The organism is Klebsiella sp. CB_Kp196 (assembly GCF_040061575.1).
Classification (GTDB): domain Bacteria; phylum Pseudomonadota; class Gammaproteobacteria; order Enterobacterales; family Enterobacteriaceae; genus Klebsiella; species Klebsiella michiganensis.
In genome coordinates this window covers 1-18,257 of record NZ_JBEAFH010000003.1, presented here as the reverse complement: position 1 = coordinate 18,257, position 18,257 = coordinate 1, and the positions used below count along the sequence as shown (strand labels likewise).

The following is an 18,257-nucleotide window of genomic DNA, read 5'->3' as shown; positions in this document are numbered from 1 at the left end:
TTGAAGGAGAGTCCTATGCGTTATCAAAAACTGGGCCATACCGGCCTTTTTGTCTCTGAGCTGTGCCTCGGCACCATGACCTTCGGCGGCGAAGGCGGCCTGTGGGGGAAAGTGGGGCAGCTGCGCCAGGCGGAGGCAGAGCAACTGGTGGGCAGCGCGCTGGATGCGGGCATCAACTTCATCGACACCGCTGACGTCTATTCAGAAGGGCGCTCGGAAGAGATTACCGGCCAGGCGCTGAAGAATCTGAAAGTACCGCGTGAAAACGTCGTCGTGGCGACCAAAGTGTTTGGCGAAACCGGCACCGCAGGCGTGAACTCGCGCGGCAGTTCGCGCTATCACATCATCGGCAGCGTGAAGGAGAGCCTGCGTCGCCTGCAGCTCGATCATATCGATCTCTATCAACTCCATGGCTTCGATCCGGCGACCCCGATCGAAGAGACGCTGTATGCGCTGGATAACCTGGTGCAGCACGGGCACGTCCGCTATATCGGCGTGTCGAACTGGGCGGCATGGCAGATAGTCAAAGCGCTGGGCATTTCCGAACGTCTGGGGCTGGCGCGTTTTGCCTCGTTGCAGGCTTACTACACCCTTGCCGGACGGGATCTGGAGCGCGAGCTGGTGCCGATGATGCAGAGCGAAGGCCTGGGCCTGATGGTCTGGAGCCCGCTGGCGGGAGGGCTGCTCAGCGGTAAGTACGATCGCGATGGGCACTCGGCGAGCGGCGGCCGCCGTCAGGAGTTTGATTTCCCGCCGGTGAATAAAGCGCGGGCTTTTGACTGCATTGATGTGATGCGCGAGATTGCCGATGCGAAGGGCGTTTCGGTGGCGCAAATCGCGCTGGCCTGGCTGCTGCATCAGCCGGCGGTAAGCAGCGTGATTATTGGCGCGAAGCGCGCTGAGCAGCTCGCCGATAACCTCGCGGCGACCAGCATTGCCCTGAATGATGATGAACTGGCGCGGCTTGACGCGGTCAGCGCGCTGCCGCGAGAGTATCCGGGCTGGATGCTGGAGCGCCAGGGCGAATACCGCCGCGACCAGCTCGCCCAGCAGTAACTTCCTCTCTTGCACGCCGGATCGTCTGTTTCGCGATCCGGTTTTTTTATCCGTTGCGCTCACAAAACGCGATCCTGGACTTTGCCTGACGGGAGAATTTCGTTTATATGACTAGTCATGAAATTAATATGACTAGTCATAGGTGCGAGCGATGAACAGAACACTACCGGCAGATTTTTTATGGGGTAACTCGGTTTCCAGTATGCAAACCGAAGGGGCGTGGAATGAGGGCGGGAAGGGGATGTCGGTTTACGATATCCGCCAGCCGGCGGAATTTGCGTCTGACTGGAAGGTGGCAACCGACTCGTACCACCGCTACCGGGAAGACTTCGACCTGATGCAGGATTTGGGCATGAACTGCTACCGCTTCCAGATTGCCTGGAGCCGCGTTTGCCCGGAAGGCGACGGTGAGTTCAATGAAGAAGGTATCGCCTTTTATCACCAGTTTATCGATGAACTGCTTGCCCGCGGCATTGAGCCGATGATCTGCCTCTATCACTTCGATATGCCGCTGTCGCTGGCTGAACGCTACAACGGTTTTACCGACCGTCGGGTGATGGAAGCCTTTATTCGTTACGGGCAGAAGATGATCGACTGCTTTGGTGACAAGGTGAAGTGGTGGCTGACCTTTAATGAACAGAATCTCTACCACATGCCGGACGCGTTTCTGATTTCAGGCTATATGCGCGGCGAGAAGACCCTGCGCGAGCTGTATCAGATCCAGCACCACGTGATGATGGCCCACGTGCACCTGACGCAGTATCTGCACCAGGCGAAGCCGCAGTGCCTGATGGGCGGCATGCTGGCCCACGCGCTGGTCTATCCGGCGACCTGCAAACCGCGCGATATCCTTTGCGCCCAGCAGCTCGATGAGTTTTTAAACCAGAACCTGCTGCGCGCCTTCGCCGGAGAGGGCTACAGCCCGGAGGTCATGCACGTTGTCGCCCGCGAAGGCTTTGCGGATATCTACCGCGCAGAGGATCTGGCGCTGATGGCGCAGGTTAAAATCGACTATCTGGCCTTTAGCTACTACGCCAGCAAGGCGCTGGATAGCGACCCGATCCCGCCGGGCACGCCGGTGAACCACTACATGCAGTTTGGCGATAAAAAGAATGACTTTCTGCAGGCCACCGAGTGGGGCTGGCAGATTGACCCGCTGGGCTTTCGCACCATCATTACCCGCTACTACAACGACTGGCGTCTGCCGGTATTCCCGATTGAAAACGGCATCGGGGTGATTGAGTCCTGGGACGGAGAAAATCCGGTCGCTGACGATTACCGCATCGCCTATCATCGCGACCATATCAACGCCATGAAAGAGGCGATGTTTGAGGACGGCGCGCGGGTGATTGGCTATCTGGGCTGGGGGTTAATCGATATTCTCAGTTCGCAGGGCGATATGCGCAAGCGCTACGGGGTTGTCTACGTGAACCGTGAAAACCACGACCTTAAGGACCTTAAGCGCGTCCCGAAGAAAAGCTATGCCTGGCTGAAGCGGGCCATCCGCAGCCACGGCGAAGAGATGTAGCGGCGCCTCGCGCGGGCAGATGGTATATTCTGCCCGCCAGCCACTATCAGACACGTAAAAGGATCCGGGAATGACGGCCAAATATCTGAGTATCGCGCGGGAAATCAAAAAACGTATTATCAGCCGGCAGTATCCCGCCAGCGCGCCGTTACCCGACCAGTTCGCCTTAGCGGCGGAGTTCAGCACCAGCAGGATGACCATCCAGCAGGCGATGCGCCAGCTGATTGTCGAAGGCCTTATCTACACCCGTAAGGGGCAGGGAACCTTCGTGCGCAAAAACTTCCTCCAGCTTTCGCAGTGGGAGCTGCCCGGCAGCGACTATTTTGGCGCCACCAAAACCTGGGAGCATGTAGGGGAAGTGACCAGCCGGGTGATTCGCTTCGAGCTGCGTTTTCCGTCGGAAAAAGAGCAAAGCTCGTTGCTGATTGACGCCGATGCCCCGGTCTATGATTTCGTCCGCCTGCGGCTGCTCAACGAGGAACCCGTGTCGCTGGACCTCACCGTGATGCCCGTTGCGCTGGTGCCTGGCCTGAATAAAACGCATCTCGAAAGCTCGGTATTTCGCTACGTGCAGGAGGCGCTGGGGCTGAAGATGATGGGATCGTATCGGGTGGTGCGGGCGATGAAACCGCAGGCGCTGGACAGGGAGCATCTCAACTGCGAAGCGAGCGACCCGGTGCTGGAGGTGGAGCAGGTGATCTATCTGGAGGACGGTACGCCGCTGGAGTATGCCCATTGCCACTATCGCTACGACCACGGCGGAATTATTCTGGTCAATAACGGATAAAAAAATGGCGGGCACCGGGCCCGCCACTCTGTGCGATGCGTTTTAGTTCAGACGCACCGGCATACCGGAACGGTTCTGGATCGCCTGATCGACCACGCTCTGGTCTACGTCAGCCTGGCTGGTAATCGCCTGTACTGATTTGGTCAGGTTAATCGGCACGATTTCGCCGCCCTGGAACTGCTCTTCCGTGGTGGACAGCGGGTTGTGAACTTCAATGAAGCGGCTGCCGTCAGGTTCGGTAGTGGCTTTTACCGGCTCATCGATAAACTCAACGCGGGTGCCGACCGGCACGTTTTCAAACAGGAATTTGATATCGTCGTTACGCAGACGCACGCAGCCGTGGCTGACGCGCAGGCCGATGCCGAAGTTAGCGTTGGTACCGTGAATAGCGTACAGGCGGCCGATATACAGCGCGTACAGGCCCATCGGGTTATCAGGGCCGGCAGGAACAACGGCCGGCAGCGGTTCACCGGCTGCGGCATATTCAGCGTGCATTTTGGCGGTAGGCGTCCAGGTCGGACCGGCTTTTTTACGCTCAACTTTCGTCACCCAGTTGATCGGCGTGTCTTTGCCTAACTGGCCGATACCGATCGGCAGCACGATGACGGTGTTGGTGCCTTTCGGATAGTAGTAGAGGCGCATTTCCGCGCTGTTGATGACGATACCTTCATGCACGGTGTCCGGCAGGATCAGCTGCTGCGGGATATTCAGCACGGTGCCGCCTTTCGGCAGGAAGGTGTCCACGCCCGGGTTGGCTTCCAGCATGTTGGATAAACCCATCTGGTATTCAGCGGCGAAATATTCCAGCGGCTGCTTGTTGCCTTCCGGAATGGTGATCACCTGGTTCTGGCCAATCAGACGGCTGCCGTCGGTGGGCAGAGGGTAGGTTACAGCAGAAGCTGTGTTGCAAAAGCCCACGATGGCGAAGGCTGCCGCGAAGAGTGTTGATAATTTCATAATCTTTATGTCGTGGGCGATGTTAATGCCGCACAGGCCTTTGTCAGTTTAAACAGGAAGTCGATGGGAGCGCATTATATGTGCTTTCCGGCAAACAGGTAAATGAGATGTGTACGAAATCACATTTTTTTCCTGTGACCCTGAGTGTAGCCCGTCAACGCGGGCTCTGCAGCCTGAAAACGGGAGGGGATTACCCCTCCAGAAGCCGCGACTGGAGCGCTTCTCGCGCCTGCGGCGTGAGCTGATACTCTTTCTCCAGCCAGGCATCGACGCTGGCGTAGCGTTCGTCGATTTGCGAAAGCGCGGCGGCAAGGTAGGACTCATGCACCGTCATCATTTCCGCCAGGTTCTGCCGGCCGCGGGGGGTCAGCGCATTGCCGAGGGACTGGAGCATGAAATCTTCGACCTGCGTCAGCATGCCCTGGGTGAGCAGATATTCCTCCATGACCGTATGACGATCGCAGCCGAGGGCGAACAGCGTCAACGCGCAGCCAACGCCGGTGCGGTCTTTTCCCACCGCGCAGTGCTGCAGCAGCGCGCCGTCGAAAGGCTCCATCAGCCAACCGGCCAGCTGGCGATAAGCGGCGTTATTGAACGGCAGCTGGCGGTAGAGCGCCAGCATAAACTGCTCGCCGTTAAGGGCGTTCAGGGTGGCGGCGTTGAGCTCGGTGACTTTGGCGTTGACGTCGCGAACGTGCGGATTCGCCGGGGCGTTGAGGTAGTGAGCCGCTTCGTTCAGCTTATCGGGGCTGCGATTCACTTCGCCCGGGTCGCGATAATCAATCACCCGGCTAAGCGGGATCGCGTCCAGATGGGTGAGGTCATCTGCCGTCATCATATGCAGCGAGCCGGAGCGGAATAACTTCCCGGTACGCACGCGACGGCCGTCGGCGGTACGCTGGCCGCCCAGGTCACGAAAGTTGATACCGCCCTGCAGCGATAAGAAAGCCGGATGGCGGGAGTGTGTGGTCATAGGTTCCTTCCAGATTAAGGTAAAAAATTACGCATTAAGCAGTGTAACCGCGCAATATGACATGACCCTAACACAGGCGTCATTGATGATTTTATAACGCCCCGTGAAAAGTGAAGCATTTGCTGGCATAATGTCTGGTTCATCACACTTCTCATTCTCTATTTTCAGGATAACCCCGTGCTAGTATCCAGCAACGTCACCATGCAGTTTCAAAGAGGGGAATAAAATCAAGCGTGTATCTGTTTCCGTCAACCTGTCAAAGTTCGTTTTCATTGTTGCATGTTTTGGTTTCATCAACTGCAACTTCGCTCTGGCCTAGTGGCTAGATATCCCCTAAGAACGTTGGAAGGGTAATCTATGAAAGTTGAATTAGTTGTCCGACACTGAAAAAAAGATTGCATAATTATTTTGTGGTTGATATAATTATAAGTTGAGTAAATACTTTCGTAAACTTTGTTCCGTAGTATTTCCCCCCTTGAAAACATCCTCTATGTCAGATACAAAGCGGTTTTGCTATGTAGCAAATGCGCGCATTTTGCCGTGGTTATTAGGTAGTAACTATTTAATAGTGTGGTGTGATCTTTATCAGAAAAAATAAAAAAAAATGAGATTTAACAATAATGCAACAACATCAAATTCAGTCCCATTCATCGATTCTATCAGTCCCTTGCTTCCATACCGTCTACCATGAGCACGGTCGTTACAAAATCATCAATGGCGGCTCTTTTGTCCATGATGGTCATGAATACCCTATTAACTCCAAAGGATCTGGTGTTCGGCATGATATCCTTGTGGCGATGGTCAACGAGCTAAAAGCAGTGCTGGGGCTTTATAGCCGAGTGTTCCTTACCCGTTTTGATCTTCATCTCCCTGAATTCACTTCTGTAGAAGCTGGTAACAAATACATACGTCAACTGTTCAAGCGATTACGTGCACGTCTGGAGTCTAGGAACAACGGCTTTTCGGAAAAAATAATCAACTTTGCTTATGGCTGGGTGTGTGAACAGGAAAAAGCATCACAACCCCATTACCATTGCTGGATTGCGCTTCCACATAGGCTGGTCAACTGGTTTGGTACTCCGGACAGAGGGATAGCTGGTATTATTACTGAAGTCTGGATGAAACTGACGGGTGGTAAAGCGACGCTGGTAAACTTGTCTAAGGCTACTAAAGACTATCCTGATCACTACGTTGTTCACCGTGATGATCCTGAGTCACTTGAAGGCCCGGTATTCTGGTTATCCTATCTGGCAAAAGAGAGAAGTAAGTTGCAGACGGGAAAGGGAACACGAAACTATTCAACATCGAAACTAGGTTGCAAAACGCAACACTCGTAAATATCGCGTAGGAAGCTCGTAGAGCGATTTCATTTGAACGGTCTTGGGTATGGTTGATTTTGTAGTGAAAAGGGCTGAGGGACGCTCTCAGGGCTTCTGAATGGTGTGTTTTGGATATGGTTGTTGGCTAACTTTTAATTTTAGCGTACTCAAGTAGATTTTAAAACCCAAGAGATTATGCCTATTGAATCGCCACGGATAATCTAGACACTTCCGAGCCGTTGATAATACTGGTTTTCATATTCTGTCGGTGACATCTGATTGCTTGAACCATGCCGACGCTTACTGTTATAAAACATTTCGATGTAATCAAAAATATCGCTGCGGGCTTCTTCCCGCGTTCCGTAGATCTTTTTCTTTATCCGTTCGCGTTTCAGCAACTGGAAAAAGCTTTCTGCAACCGCATTATCGTGACAGTTACCGCGACGGCTCATACTCCCCTCCAAGCCGTGTGATTTCAGAAACGACTGCCACTCATGGCTTGTGTACTGACTGCCCTGGTCCGAGTGAACCAGCACCTGTTTTTGGGGATTACGCCGCCATACAGCCATCAGCAGTGCGTTCAGGACAATGTCCTTTGTCATCCGGGATTGCATTGACCAGCCGATAATTTTGCGTGAGAACAGATCAACAACCACGGCAAGATACAGCCAGCCTTCGTGGGTCCTGATGTAGGTTATGTCCGTTACCCAACGCTTATCCGGAGCATCCGGATTGAACTGTCGCTGGAGCCTGTTGGGCGATACAATACTGGCCTCGCCTTTGCGTGCCCGCGGGCTCCGGTACCCGACCTGAGCCTTTATCCCGGCACGATTCATCAGTCGCCAGACTCTGTTCACTCCGCACTGTTGCCCGCTATCCCGCAAGTCCAGATGGATCTTGCGATAACCATAAACGCAACCGGACTCCAGCCAGAACTGTTTGATCTGTCCCGTCAGTCTCAGATCTACCTGGTGGCGCTGAGAATACGGTTGCTTAAACCAGGCGTAAAAGCCACTGGGATGAACATCCAGCACCCTGCAGAGCAGACGAACAGGCCAGCAACGGGAGTTGTCACGAATAAAGGCGTACCTCAGTCGGACAGCTTTGCGAAGTACGCCGCGGCTTTTTTTAATATGTCCCGTTCGTCAGTAACCCGCTTCAACTCCTTCTGGAGTCGGCGGATCTCGGCCTGAGTATCTGACTGTTCTTTATTAGTGGATGAGTCCGGACCGAACTTCTTTATCCAGGCGTAAAGGCTGTGGGTGGTGATATCGAGACGTGTTGCAACGCTGGAAACAGAATGACCGCGATCAATAACCTGTTTGACTGCTTCAATTTTAAACTCTTCGGGATAACGTTTACCGCTCATGGGCACCTCTCTTTAAGTCATCTTAAATGACTCTGAGGTGTCTGTTAAACCCGTGGCGATTCAATATAAGGCGTAACCCGGATTGTGACGGTCATGTCCTGATGGGAGGAATCGACCTTTCAGACCAGGCAAAATCTGATTTCAAAGAAATTCAAGATACACAGGCAGAGGTTGGGAAGACAGTTGTGTATATTCCTAATTCAGGAATTGAAAACCTTGAGCAACATTACACAGCTCTGCCTAAAAGCTCTAGTGGCGATGAAGATCAAACCTAACAAGGCGCTGCCGTCGGATAAATTTTCCGCTGGGTGCGGCGTTAATGTTTGCTCCTCGCTTACTGCGGGCTTTCCTGTTACGATTCGTTGGGCTGCCTCCTTCATTATTAAGTGATGCCACCATTGAGAATCTGTTCCATAGGGAAGCATGATTGCTCATCACTCAGAGTGGGCGGTCAGATTCGGTTGCAGTCTACCGCTGATACTGTCAGTCAGAGTCCGGGCTAATGTAATTAGCTTACTAACTCCTTCTTGATTCGGTAAAACGTGGCGCGACTGATACCCGCAGCTTTCATGATGTGAGCTGGTTTAACGTTCTGCGCCAGCATTTCGCGAACCGTGTCACGGGCTTCCAGATCTTTTTCTTTCCCCGTGTACAAACCTGCCTGTTTTGCTTTCGCGATCCCCTGCGCCTGACGTTTACGCCGGGTTTCATAATCTTGTCGTGCCATTGTCGCGAGGATATCGATCAGCATTGCATTGACTGCACGCAGAATGCCACTGGTAAGGTCATTCCCGGACATTTCAACCATCTGCCAACTGGTTGGCAAATCCATTGATACAATAACCAGCCCTTTACTATTCAGCGTAGCTTTGAGTTCAGCCCATTCTTCATGTTTAAGACGGCTGAGACGGTCAATCGCTTCAATAAGAAGCAGATCACCCGGTTGAGCTTCCGCAAGGAGGCGCATTAGCTCTACGCGATCCAGCTTCGCACCGCTGGCATTCTCAATGTACTCTGCGGCAATCTGCCAGTTCTTGCTTTGCGCAAATTCGCGCAGGCTAATCAGTGCACGATCGGCATGTTGGCCTTCTGTAGATGCGCGGCAATAGATACGGACATTCATGGGTTTTCTCATTAGGGTGTTTAATTGATACCCATATGATACATCACCTGTATTTGTAGTCAATAGAGTTCATTGAAACCCTATTGAGACAATGTTTCATGGTCTATATCGGGTATACCCAAATGAGATTTTGCAGTTAGTTTTCATGGTAATGAAACTCACCTGTTAAGGGTGGGGTGGTTTCATTTGTAATTATATTAATTGATTATATTGATGAATGTTAATGATTGTGTATTGGAGACGCACGAGCTTGCTAGGTCTAAATTTATGGTGGGGCAAGGGCTTAGCTTTTGTTAGTGAAACTGCGTTTAATCTGGAGCATGGAGCATGGAGCATGGAGCTAGAAGCGGGGGTTCCAAACATCATGGTATGTTAATCTGTCGGGAGCAGACAATCGTATCTATATAGACTCTTGCTCCAGGCGCCTGGTTCTGATTTGTGATAAATTAGGTGACCTTTGACAAAGTTTCTACTCAATGGATTGCCGATTGGTAATTGTTATGTTTATGGAGAATTATGATATATGGCGATCAATCTTGATAAGCCACAGCGTTGGAAAGAAGACGTAGCGCGTTCTGTAGATATGTATAATCAATGGTTTTTAGATTTCGCGCCAGGAACTTTTCGTGCTACGCGAATTTCAGCTACAGCTTCCGTTGAAGCTAGCCTTCTTGTGACGTCATATCTGCGGGATATTCGACCACAAACCATGCGAGAAACCCCTAGCATTCTTGCTACGTTAAGGATGGCTACCTGTCCACCACTTGCGGTTGATAGATTGATCGGGCTAGCTGGTGTAAATCCTAGCTTAGTCAAAACCATGGAGAAGGATAACAGACTGCCCGTACGCATGGCAGCAGATGTCCTCGATCGAGAGTTGCAAAAGATTGGGGAGATCGTGGAGCGAATGGCAGATCCGGATATTTTTGTATGGCTAGCCCGAGGGGATGAACCTAAACAAGAGGAAATCCACCGGGCCGCGACAATCGTAGCCGATCGGCTATGTGGTGCTCAGGCTAATCCCATAATCCGTAATGAGCAGGAAAAGCGACAGCTAACAAAGGTCAAAGCATGGTTAGAAGCAAGGGGATATACTGAAATAGACTCCAACGCCCGCGTTAACTTTTTGGAGATGGAACCCGGCACGTTCAGCTTTCGTCTTAACGTAAAAGTCCGTAATAATACGGTCAATATCCCCGTTGATGCAGTCATAATGCCTCTCAATGCAGAAGAAGGTGATTTGCCTCTGTTGATTGAGGCCAAGTCTGCGGGGGATTTCACAAATACGAATAAACGGCGCAAGGAAGAGGCCACAAAAATGGCACAGCTCAAACAATCTTATGGGGAGAGTGTACGCTTTGTACTATTCCTATGTGGTTACTTCGACAGCGGATATTTAGGTTACGAAGCTGCTGAAGGAATTGACTGGATTTGGGAACACCGAATTGATGACATGGCAGAGCTGGGGTTGTGATGATTGAAAAATTGGAAGCAGAGCGGTTATCCATACAATCTGCCTTAGACAAAAAGAAAACTTCTGCGGAACGAAATAGGCTTGGTCAGTACGCCACTCCGTCGGCGCTAGCTCAGGACATCCTAACTTATGCTAAAGGGTTATTGCCTAAGAACTATCCAATCAGTTTTCTTGATCCAGCGCTAGGTAGTGGTGCGTTCTACGCTGCTCTGAAGCGAGTTTTTGCTTCTGATGCGGATTTGATTGCACATGCGGCTGCGTTTGAAATTGATCCACACTATGGCAAACCAGCTCAAACCCTTTGGGCACCCTTGGGACTACACTTGACTCATGGTGATTTTACCAAGTTTGAACCCAACCCACGTTTTAATTTGATCATATGTAATCCACCTTATGTTCGGCATCATCATTTGTCTGCCGATGACAAGGTGAGACTACAGAAGCGGAGTTTCGAAGCTAGTGATTGCAAATTGAGTGGGTTCGCTGGGCTTTATGCGCATTTTCTGCTGCAAGCCCATGCTTGGATGGCTCCTGGCGCGATTGCTGGATGGTTAATCCCGTCCGAATTCATGGATGTTAACTACGGACATGAAGTAAAACGTTACTTGTTGGAAAAAGTGACCCTGCTGAAAATTCATCGATTTTCTCCTAATGATGTTCAGTTTAGTGATGCACTTGTTTCTTCTGCAGTAGTGTGGTTTAAGAATGAATTGCCAACCAAAGAGAACCAAACGATTTTTACCTTTGGAGGCAGCCTTTTATCTCCGCAAGTTGAAAAGGCTTTGTGTCGAAAGGATCTTGCAGAAGAAGGAAAGTGGACTCGGTTTCCCACATATGATGTTCGAGATAAAAACGTTACGGGAACCCAGCAGCTTGGTGAGTTGTTTTTTGTGAAGCGGGGGTTAGCTACAGGCGACAATAAGTTTTTTGTGCTAACTGATCAGCAGGTACAGGAGCGAAACCTTCCACTGGCAGTTTTACGACCCATCCTGCCTAGCCCACGCTATGTAGAAGGTGATGAAATATTGGGTGATGCTGATGGTATGCCCGATAATGTTAGTCGTATGTTCTTGCTTGATCCTAAAATGGATGAGGATGAAATTAGAGATACCTATCCAACAGTGGCAGCTTATTTAGATGAAGGGAAAGCTGCTGGCGTTGATGCCGGTTATTTATGTCGTGGAAGAAAGCGATGGTATGACCAAGAGCAGCGACCACCAGCTCCGATTGTCTGTACATATATGGGGCGTTCCGATAGCAAGAGCGGGAGGCCGTTTCGCTTCATTCGTAACCGTTCTCAAGCAACGGTGGCGAACTCCTATTTAGCATTGTATCCCAAGCCTGCTTTATTGGAATTGTTAAACCAAGATCCAAAGCTCATTGACAGTATATGGCAACAACTTAACAATATCCCTTCAGAGATCTTATTGGGTGAAGGTCGGGTTTATGGTGGTGGTTTGCACAAGCTGGAACCAAAAGAATTGAGCAAAGTACCTTTAAAACTATCCTAGATGGTTAGGTCCAGATGCGAGTGTCTTTGGTTGGTGTCCAAACGTTACTACTTTTAATCTTGGGCGCTTCATGGTTATCACTGCTTCATATGCGTTACATGATGTATGCATTGTTGGCTATAATCCGCATTCCAGCGGCTGTAATACCTGTGAAATGGGATGTAAAGCGGGTTTAATGGTCGGAGATGCCTTGAGCTAATCCTAAACCGTAGGTCATGACTTATTGAATGATAAGGTAAGTTTTTGGTGAACCGTGCAGGGGATGTCCCCCTGCATTTGGAGAGTATGAAAACGTCTTACTTACGACAAATCACTCTGTCAAAAATTCCACCACTGGGAACAAGAATTTGTCGTTGTTTGTGTGGTTCCTTGGAGATCATGTCTGACATTAGTATAGAGTCCTCGAGAAATACGCCACCAAAGGATCCTTTTTCTGCATTTATCCCGGCGATCACTATCGATTTTCCGATATCCAACGCAGCCACTTCGTCGTTATTGGAATCCGTATTTTCGAATATGAACTTCACCCCCTCATCAGAACCGGGAATACTTAATGTTACCAAAGGCTTTTTGCTGAAAGTAACAGTACCAATATCTGTTATTTTCCCTGTAACCATCAATCGACAATTTTTGAAGTCATTTTTTGCGCGGAATTCATGCTCTTGAAATCGTGCATACACTTCCCCGGTTGTGTACATTCTCGGAAATATATCAACTGTCAGTGGCTTTGTTGGTTCCGTTGGTTGGTGTGACGGGGCTGTATTCGTATTTTCTACGACCTTTGTTTCCGGTGTGTTAGGTTGGTCTGGAGTGGTTGATAGTCCGTACAAGATGTTACCGATGCCATAAATTATAGCAACAGCTATAAAGGATTTTTTAATATAGTGTACGTATGATGAATTCATTTCATTCTTCCATGATTTCTATACTAATTACTTGATCGCTATTTCGATATAATCTCATGTTTTCTGGTGGGGATTTAATCGCGTTACGGATCTCGTTCATTGTGTCATTCGATAACATATCACTGCATTCCATATACATAACCTTGCGGGTATCGATATCTGGTATGTTAGTGAAACTATTACTAACCCACGAATCCGGTATATCGACTTCATGTACCAGCATCATATATTTTACGATGAACGTATCTGTTAGATGAAATCGTCCAACTATATGTTTCCCGGAGTAGGAACTATCAGGAGATGACTGCAACCATTCGTTTTTCAATACTCTAACTAGTCCATTATTTTCCATTTTCAGCTTCCAGTTCAAGAATACGCTCGTTCGTCATATTAGTGAGACATTCCCAGTTGCCATTGCAGGCAGACTTTGATTTTATCCATTGTCTTTGTGCGGGTAACAAACTCTTACGGGTTTCTTTATTTAAATTTTGCCATGCGTCGTTTAATTTTTGATCGCTAACATTATATTCTTTGCTGAAATCAGCCTTGTCTTCGCTTTCGAAATTTGGTTCTGTGTCATTATTTTTACTATCACTGCCTTTCTTTTTACTCTTTTTAAGATATGATTTTTCTGAACAGGCTTTTTCCCAATTTTTTGCCGCAGCGTTAGTCACATCGTCTATGAACATTTCACGGAATGTAGTTCCGTTCAATTTTGCGGCCTCCTCCATAAGAAGGCGTCCCTCATAAGGCATTTTTCTTAGTTGCTCATCAATATCAATTTCGTTCGATTCCTTTATAAAAACCTTGAGTTCGTCTTTAGTTGGCGCACCGGCTTTGCACATTTCTTCCTCATTACTAAGCATTGCCTTCGTCAGTTTTCGTAGGGGGACACTATCTTTGGCTGAACATTTTTGCTTAATCTTGGCTCTGATTTTTTGGGATTGTTCTTTGAGAAGCAAGCGAGCTGCATTTGGATCATTTTGATACATAGGCAGGGCTAGTGGCCCATCAAGGAGTATTAGATCGATTTCACTTCGCGACGGCCCGCCGTTCGAACAAAGCTCCTCTCGTGGAAGGGCCATTAATTCATCTATAGAACCAATATCATGGAAACCATTGAAGCTACTTGGAGTTGCTAGTGCTGCTGCTGGGAGAGTAATCGATAGCAACATAATGATTTTAAAAGATTTTAACGGTTTCATTTTTTAGAGCATCCTTGTTTTAGTTGTTATTAACAAACCCTGAGTAAAGGGTACATAGGTTCTTTGTCTATGCGGCTTATATGTTAAATTGATCTGTTGTTCCTATCAAGAATTGAAAATCGATCGTTTTAATCGATCGATATAGTGGTGTAAAAAACATCAAACGATGATTGTGGATATCATCAACATATTGATTTAAACGCTTTTATCTGCTAGTGAAGGGCAAAGGGAATATTCTGGGGGTCTTACACAGGGAGCAGATCAATGATCCCATAAGAAGTGGAGCAATGGGTTCAGCTTGTAGATGTAGTGAATATGATGTGATTAATAGTCATTGTGCTAAAACGCCCTGTATCGAGTTTTACGGGGTTTTGGTATTAAATGATACCTTGGGTTGTTTTGAATGTTCTGACAAGATAAAGAGTGATTCATGGCGATTGAATGATGGGTAGAAACCAGTGAACCTGTGCGTCATTCTGTGAATTCTACAGAGTTTTAGATGTAAATTGACACTGAACTATTGACTTCTTAGACTCCCCGTCTCTCAGGGAATAAAGCCAGAATCGATCTGGCTAGACTTTACGGCTAATATGTCAGTGTGGCTAAGGAATGTTTCTTTCGTATACATATTAAATCCATGAGTTAGCGAGATCTAATATTTTTTTAGTATCAGAAATAAAGCTCGTTTTTTCACCATCCCAAATGAAGCTCTGAACGTGTCTGTTTCTGTATAAAACTTTTATTCTCCATTTTTTACCAATATTATAGATGGTTATATTTTCTATGATTCGCTTAAGCATCATGTTCAGTTCTTGGGGCTGTTGAATCTCCTGCAATAAATTAAAATCAAAAGCCTGCTCTGATATTATCATACTATTCTGCATCTTGATTTTTGCTTCAAGTTCCTCTACTTTTTTCTCTAAGTTATGTATTGTTTGTATTACACTTCTAGGCGGTTCCGAAAACTCAATAAGCACATCGTTTAACCGTTGGATATTCGCCTTTATTGCATCCCGTTCTGCTAGTAATGTTTGATCAAAATTGGTGTTCTTCTCGACTTTAAGTTCTTTCATTATCCGAAAGAGTGCTACTTCAATATTTTTAAAATTCTTTGTTACGTGACATTTTCCATCTCTTGCGTTAGCACAAACATGGTATTGATATGTTTTTCCAGAAATGACATGGAATTTTCTGACAAGGGCTCCTCCACATTCGTGTTTTAATATTCCAGCGAAGGCATTGTGTTCAGACTTATATCCAGGTTTGTTCTGTTTCTGATCAGACTGTAAAAGTATGAATTCATCTTTGCTGATAACAGCAGGGTAATAATTCTCTATGATATCAAGCAGAATGACTTTCCGGTCTTTGGTCGTCTCTGATGTTTGGTATGCACCGTAAAGTGCAACTGAGTTGATTGTTTTTCCTACAGTTGTATGATTCCAACCAGCAGAACGTAATGGTTTATGCCCTTCATCATTTAACGTTCTAGCGATTTTATTTGTTCCAAGTCCTTTTCGTCGCAACTCTATGATTCTTTTGACTGTATCCAATCTATCACTAAAAACAATTTTATCCTGTTTTCGTTCTAACCAGAAAGGTAGGATTTTGTTGATAACTTCACCGTTTAACGCTCGTTGTCGCTGTTGTCCTTTTGTTTCTCGTAGACGCTGTGACTTTTTCTCGGACTCTTTATATGCAAGGTCAGCTGCTAGAGCTATCCTGATAACACTTACGAGGTCGTTGACGGATTCTCGGTTCAGTAATAGACCATCGACCAATGAAGCGATAAAGACGTTGTGTTGCAGAATCGACTTAATTATCTGTTGAGTCACATCGATGCCTCGGCGACTCAGGCGGTCTAACGATTCAATGATGATAGTTGAGCCTTGTTCGATCTGACCTTTCTCTATTGCTTCGAGCATATCACCGAGTGAAGGTCTGTTTCCCTCCTTGAATGCTGAGATTCCGAGGTCTTGAAAGTTCTTATCTGATAGAATCAAGTTATTCGCATGTGCGTACTGTTCTGCAAGCTCGGTTTGGCGTCTTACAGAGTCGCCTTGCTCTTGCTTCTTTGATGAAAATCTTATGTAAGAGTAAGCTTGTCCGTTTTGTTTCATAATCACCTCAGTAACTTACAAGAGAGTATCAATTTTGCTTCTTTGCAACAATATTACCATGCAGTTCGGCAGTAAGCCGCTGTTCGAAAATATTTCCGTCAAATTTGGCGGCGGCAACCGTTACGGCCTGATTGGCGCCAACGGTAGCGGCAAATCCACCTTTATGAAGATCCTCGGCGGCGATCTTGAGCCGACGCTGGGCAACGTCTCCCTCGATCCGAACGAGCGTATCGGTAAGCTGCGTCAGGATCAGTTTGCGTTTGAAGAGTTCAGCGTGCTGGATACGGTCATTATGGGCCACGGCGAGCTGTGGGAAGTGAAGCAGGAGCGCGATCGCATCTACTCCCTGGCGGAGATGAGCGAAGAAGATGGCTACAAAGTGGCTGACCTGGAAGTGCTGTACGGCGAGATGGACGGTTACTCCGCTGAAGCGCGCGCCGGCGAACTGCTGCTCGGCGTCGGCATCCCGGTTGAACAGCATTACGGCCCGATGAGCGAAGTCGCTCCCGGCTGGAAGCTGCGCGTGCTGCTGGCGCAGGCGCTGTTCTCTAACCCGGACATTCTGCTGCTTGATGAACCGACGAACAACCTGGACATCGACACCATCCGCTGGCTGGAGCAGACCCTCAACGATCGCGACAGCACCATGATCATCATTTCGCACGACCGTCACTTCCTGAATATGGTCTGTACCCACATGGCGGATCTGGATTACGGCGAGCTGCGCGTTTACCCGGGCAACTACGATGAGTACATGACCGCGGCGACCCAGGCGCGCGAACGTCTGCTGGCGGACAACGCCAAGAAAAAAGCGCAGATTGCCGACCTGCAATCTTTCGTCAGCCGCTTTAGCGCCAACGCCTCTAAATCTCGCCAGGCGACCTCGCGCGCCCGTCAGATTGACAAAATTAAGCTGGACGAAGTGAAAGCGTCCAGCCGTCAGAACCCGTTCATTCGCTTTGAGCAGGATAAGAAGCTGTTCCGTAACGCCCTGGAAGTGGAAGCGCTGGCGAAAGGCTTTGATAACGGCCCGCTGTTTAAAAACGTCAATCTGCTGCTGGAAGTGGGGGAGAAGCTTGCCATTCTGGGCGCCAACGGCGTGGGTAAATCCACGATGCTGAAAACCCTGGTCGGCGATCTGACGCCCGATAACGGTACCGTTAAATGGTCTGAGAACGCGCAGATTGGCTACTACGCGCAGGATCATGAGTATGAATTTGAAAACGATCTGACGGTATTCGAGTGGATGAGCCAGTGGAAACAGGAAAGCGATGATGAGCAGGCGGTGCGCAGCATCCTGGGTCGTCTGCTGTTCAGTCAGGACGATATCAAGAAGCCGGCGAAAGTGCTCTCCGGTGGCGAAAAAGGCCGCATGCTTTTCGGTAAGCTGATGATGCAAAAACCGAATATCCTGGTGATGGATGAACCAACCAACCACCTGGATATGGAATCGATCGAATCGCTGAACATGGCGCTGGAGATGTATCAGGGCACCCTGATCTTTGTTTCCCACGACCGTGAGTTTGTGAGCTCGCTGGCGACCCGAGTGATTGAAATTACGCCGGAGCGCGTTGTGGACTTCACCGGTAACTACGAAGATTATCTGCGCAGCAAAGGTATCGAATAATATTGCTGTTGTCTGTCCCGGATTGCGGCGCTGCTGCGCCTTATCCGGGCTACCGGCCCGCAGACGGCGGTGAACCTGTAGCCCGGGCAAGGCGCGTTAAGCGCCGCCCCCGGGAGCGGTGCGCAGCGTGGCTGAATTCCCCGGAGGCGATGCTGCGCATCTGTCCGGGCTACCGGCCCACAGACAGCGGTGAACCTGTAGCCCGGGCAAGGCGCGTTAAGCGCCGCCCCCGGGAGCGGTGCGCAGCGTGGCTGAATTCCCCGGAGGCGATGCTGCGCATCTGTCCGGGCTACCGGCCCGCAGACG

15 protein-coding genes are annotated in these 18,257 nt (G+C 49.1%); 8 read left to right on the top strand and 7 right to left on the bottom strand.

Annotated features, from left to right (window positions below):
• Positions 1-15 precede the first annotated feature (15 nt).
• From ABLU87_RS01975 to ABLU87_RS01965, 3 genes are all read left to right on the top strand, one after another.
• Positions 16-1,056, top strand: a complete 1,041-nt coding sequence (locus ABLU87_RS01975; RefSeq protein WP_025108092.1) for an aldo/keto reductase — start codon at positions 16-18, stop codon at positions 1,054-1,056.
• Positions 1,057-1,207: 151 nt separating this feature from the next.
• On the top strand, positions 1,208-2,584 hold the full coding sequence (locus tag ABLU87_RS01970; protein WP_025108091.1) for a glycoside hydrolase family 1 protein: 1,377 nt from the start codon (positions 1,208-1,210) through the stop codon (positions 2,582-2,584).
• Positions 2,585-2,654: 70 nt separating this feature from the next.
• Complete coding sequence (locus ABLU87_RS01965) at positions 2,655-3,371, top strand: GntR family transcriptional regulator (RefSeq protein ID WP_109241053.1); 717 nt, start codon at positions 2,655-2,657, stop codon at positions 3,369-3,371.
• Positions 3,372-3,413: 42 nt separating this feature from the next.
• Here the strand turns inward: ABLU87_RS01965 and ldtB are convergent, their stop codons facing one another.
• Positions 3,414-4,328: a L,D-transpeptidase gene (gene ldtB, locus ABLU87_RS01960; RefSeq protein WP_049069220.1), complete on the bottom strand. Its 915-nt coding sequence runs from the start codon at positions 4,326-4,328 to the stop codon at positions 3,414-3,416.
• Between the two features lie 190 nt (positions 4,329-4,518).
• Positions 4,519-5,301: a tyrosine-protein phosphatase gene (locus tag ABLU87_RS01955; RefSeq protein WP_014228522.1), complete on the bottom strand. Its 783-nt coding sequence runs from the start codon at positions 5,299-5,301 to the stop codon at positions 4,519-4,521.
• Positions 5,302-5,921: 620 nt separating this feature from the next.
• Here ABLU87_RS01955 and ABLU87_RS01950 point away from each other — a divergent pair.
• Entirely contained in the window at positions 5,922-6,638 is a 717-nt protein-coding gene (locus tag ABLU87_RS01950) for an inovirus-type Gp2 protein (protein ID WP_226329003.1), read from the top strand.
• Between the two features lie 203 nt (positions 6,639-6,841).
• Here the strand turns inward: ABLU87_RS01950 and ABLU87_RS01945 are convergent.
• A protein-coding gene (locus ABLU87_RS01945; RefSeq protein ID WP_126034238.1) for an IS3 family transposase occupies positions 6,842-7,989 on the bottom strand; the annotation gives its coding sequence in 2 pieces (ribosomal slippage) (positions 6,842-7,752 and positions 7,752-7,989; 1,149 coding nt in all).
• A 101-nt stretch (positions 7,990-8,090) separates the two neighbouring features.
• Here ABLU87_RS01945 and ABLU87_RS01940 point away from each other — a divergent pair.
• On the top strand, positions 8,091-8,264 hold the full coding sequence (locus tag ABLU87_RS01940; protein WP_348866034.1) for a hypothetical protein: 174 nt from the start codon (positions 8,091-8,093) through the stop codon (positions 8,262-8,264).
• Between the two features lie 233 nt (positions 8,265-8,497).
• Here ABLU87_RS01940 and ABLU87_RS01935 read toward each other — a convergent pair whose 3' ends face one another.
• On the bottom strand, positions 8,498-9,112 hold the full coding sequence (locus ABLU87_RS01935) for a recombinase family protein (RefSeq protein ID WP_119834570.1): 615 nt from the start codon (positions 9,110-9,112) through the stop codon (positions 8,498-8,500).
• Between the two features lie 523 nt (positions 9,113-9,635).
• Between ABLU87_RS01935 and ABLU87_RS01930 the strand changes: the two genes are divergently transcribed.
• Positions 9,636-10,586: a XamI family restriction endonuclease gene (locus tag ABLU87_RS01930; protein WP_064360044.1), complete on the top strand. Its 951-nt coding sequence runs from the start codon at positions 9,636-9,638 to the stop codon at positions 10,584-10,586.
• Positions 10,586-12,097: an Eco57I restriction-modification methylase domain-containing protein gene (locus ABLU87_RS01925; protein ID WP_064360045.1), complete on the top strand. Its 1,512-nt coding sequence runs from the start codon at positions 10,586-10,588 to the stop codon at positions 12,095-12,097. The genes ABLU87_RS01930 and ABLU87_RS01925 overlap by 1 nt, the downstream gene beginning before the upstream one ends.
• Before the next feature lie 296 nt (positions 12,098-12,393).
• Here ABLU87_RS01925 and ABLU87_RS01920 read toward each other — a convergent pair whose 3' ends face one another.
• From ABLU87_RS01920 to ABLU87_RS01910, 3 genes are all read right to left on the bottom strand, one after another.
• The gene (locus tag ABLU87_RS01920) at positions 12,394-13,002 is read right to left on the bottom strand and encodes a hypothetical protein (RefSeq protein WP_348866032.1); all 609 of its coding nucleotides are present in this window, start codon (positions 13,000-13,002) and stop codon (positions 12,394-12,396) included.
• Between the two features lie 341 nt (positions 13,003-13,343).
• Positions 13,344-14,207, bottom strand: coding sequence for a lysozyme inhibitor LprI family protein (locus ABLU87_RS01915; protein WP_040235921.1), 864 nt, complete (start codon positions 14,205-14,207; stop codon positions 13,344-13,346).
• A gap of 629 nt (positions 14,208-14,836) precedes the next feature.
• Positions 14,837-16,324 carry a recombinase family protein gene (locus ABLU87_RS01910; RefSeq protein ID WP_348866031.1) on the bottom strand — a complete coding sequence of 496 codons (1,488 nt, stop codon included), beginning with the start codon at positions 16,322-16,324 and terminating at the stop codon, positions 14,837-14,839.
• Between the two features lie 34 nt (positions 16,325-16,358).
• Between ABLU87_RS01910 and ABLU87_RS01905 the strand changes: the two genes are divergently transcribed.
• Entirely contained in the window at positions 16,359-17,951 is a 1,593-nt protein-coding gene (locus tag ABLU87_RS01905) for an ABC-F family ATPase (RefSeq protein WP_042944703.1), read from the top strand.
• Positions 17,952-18,257 lie beyond the last annotated feature (306 nt).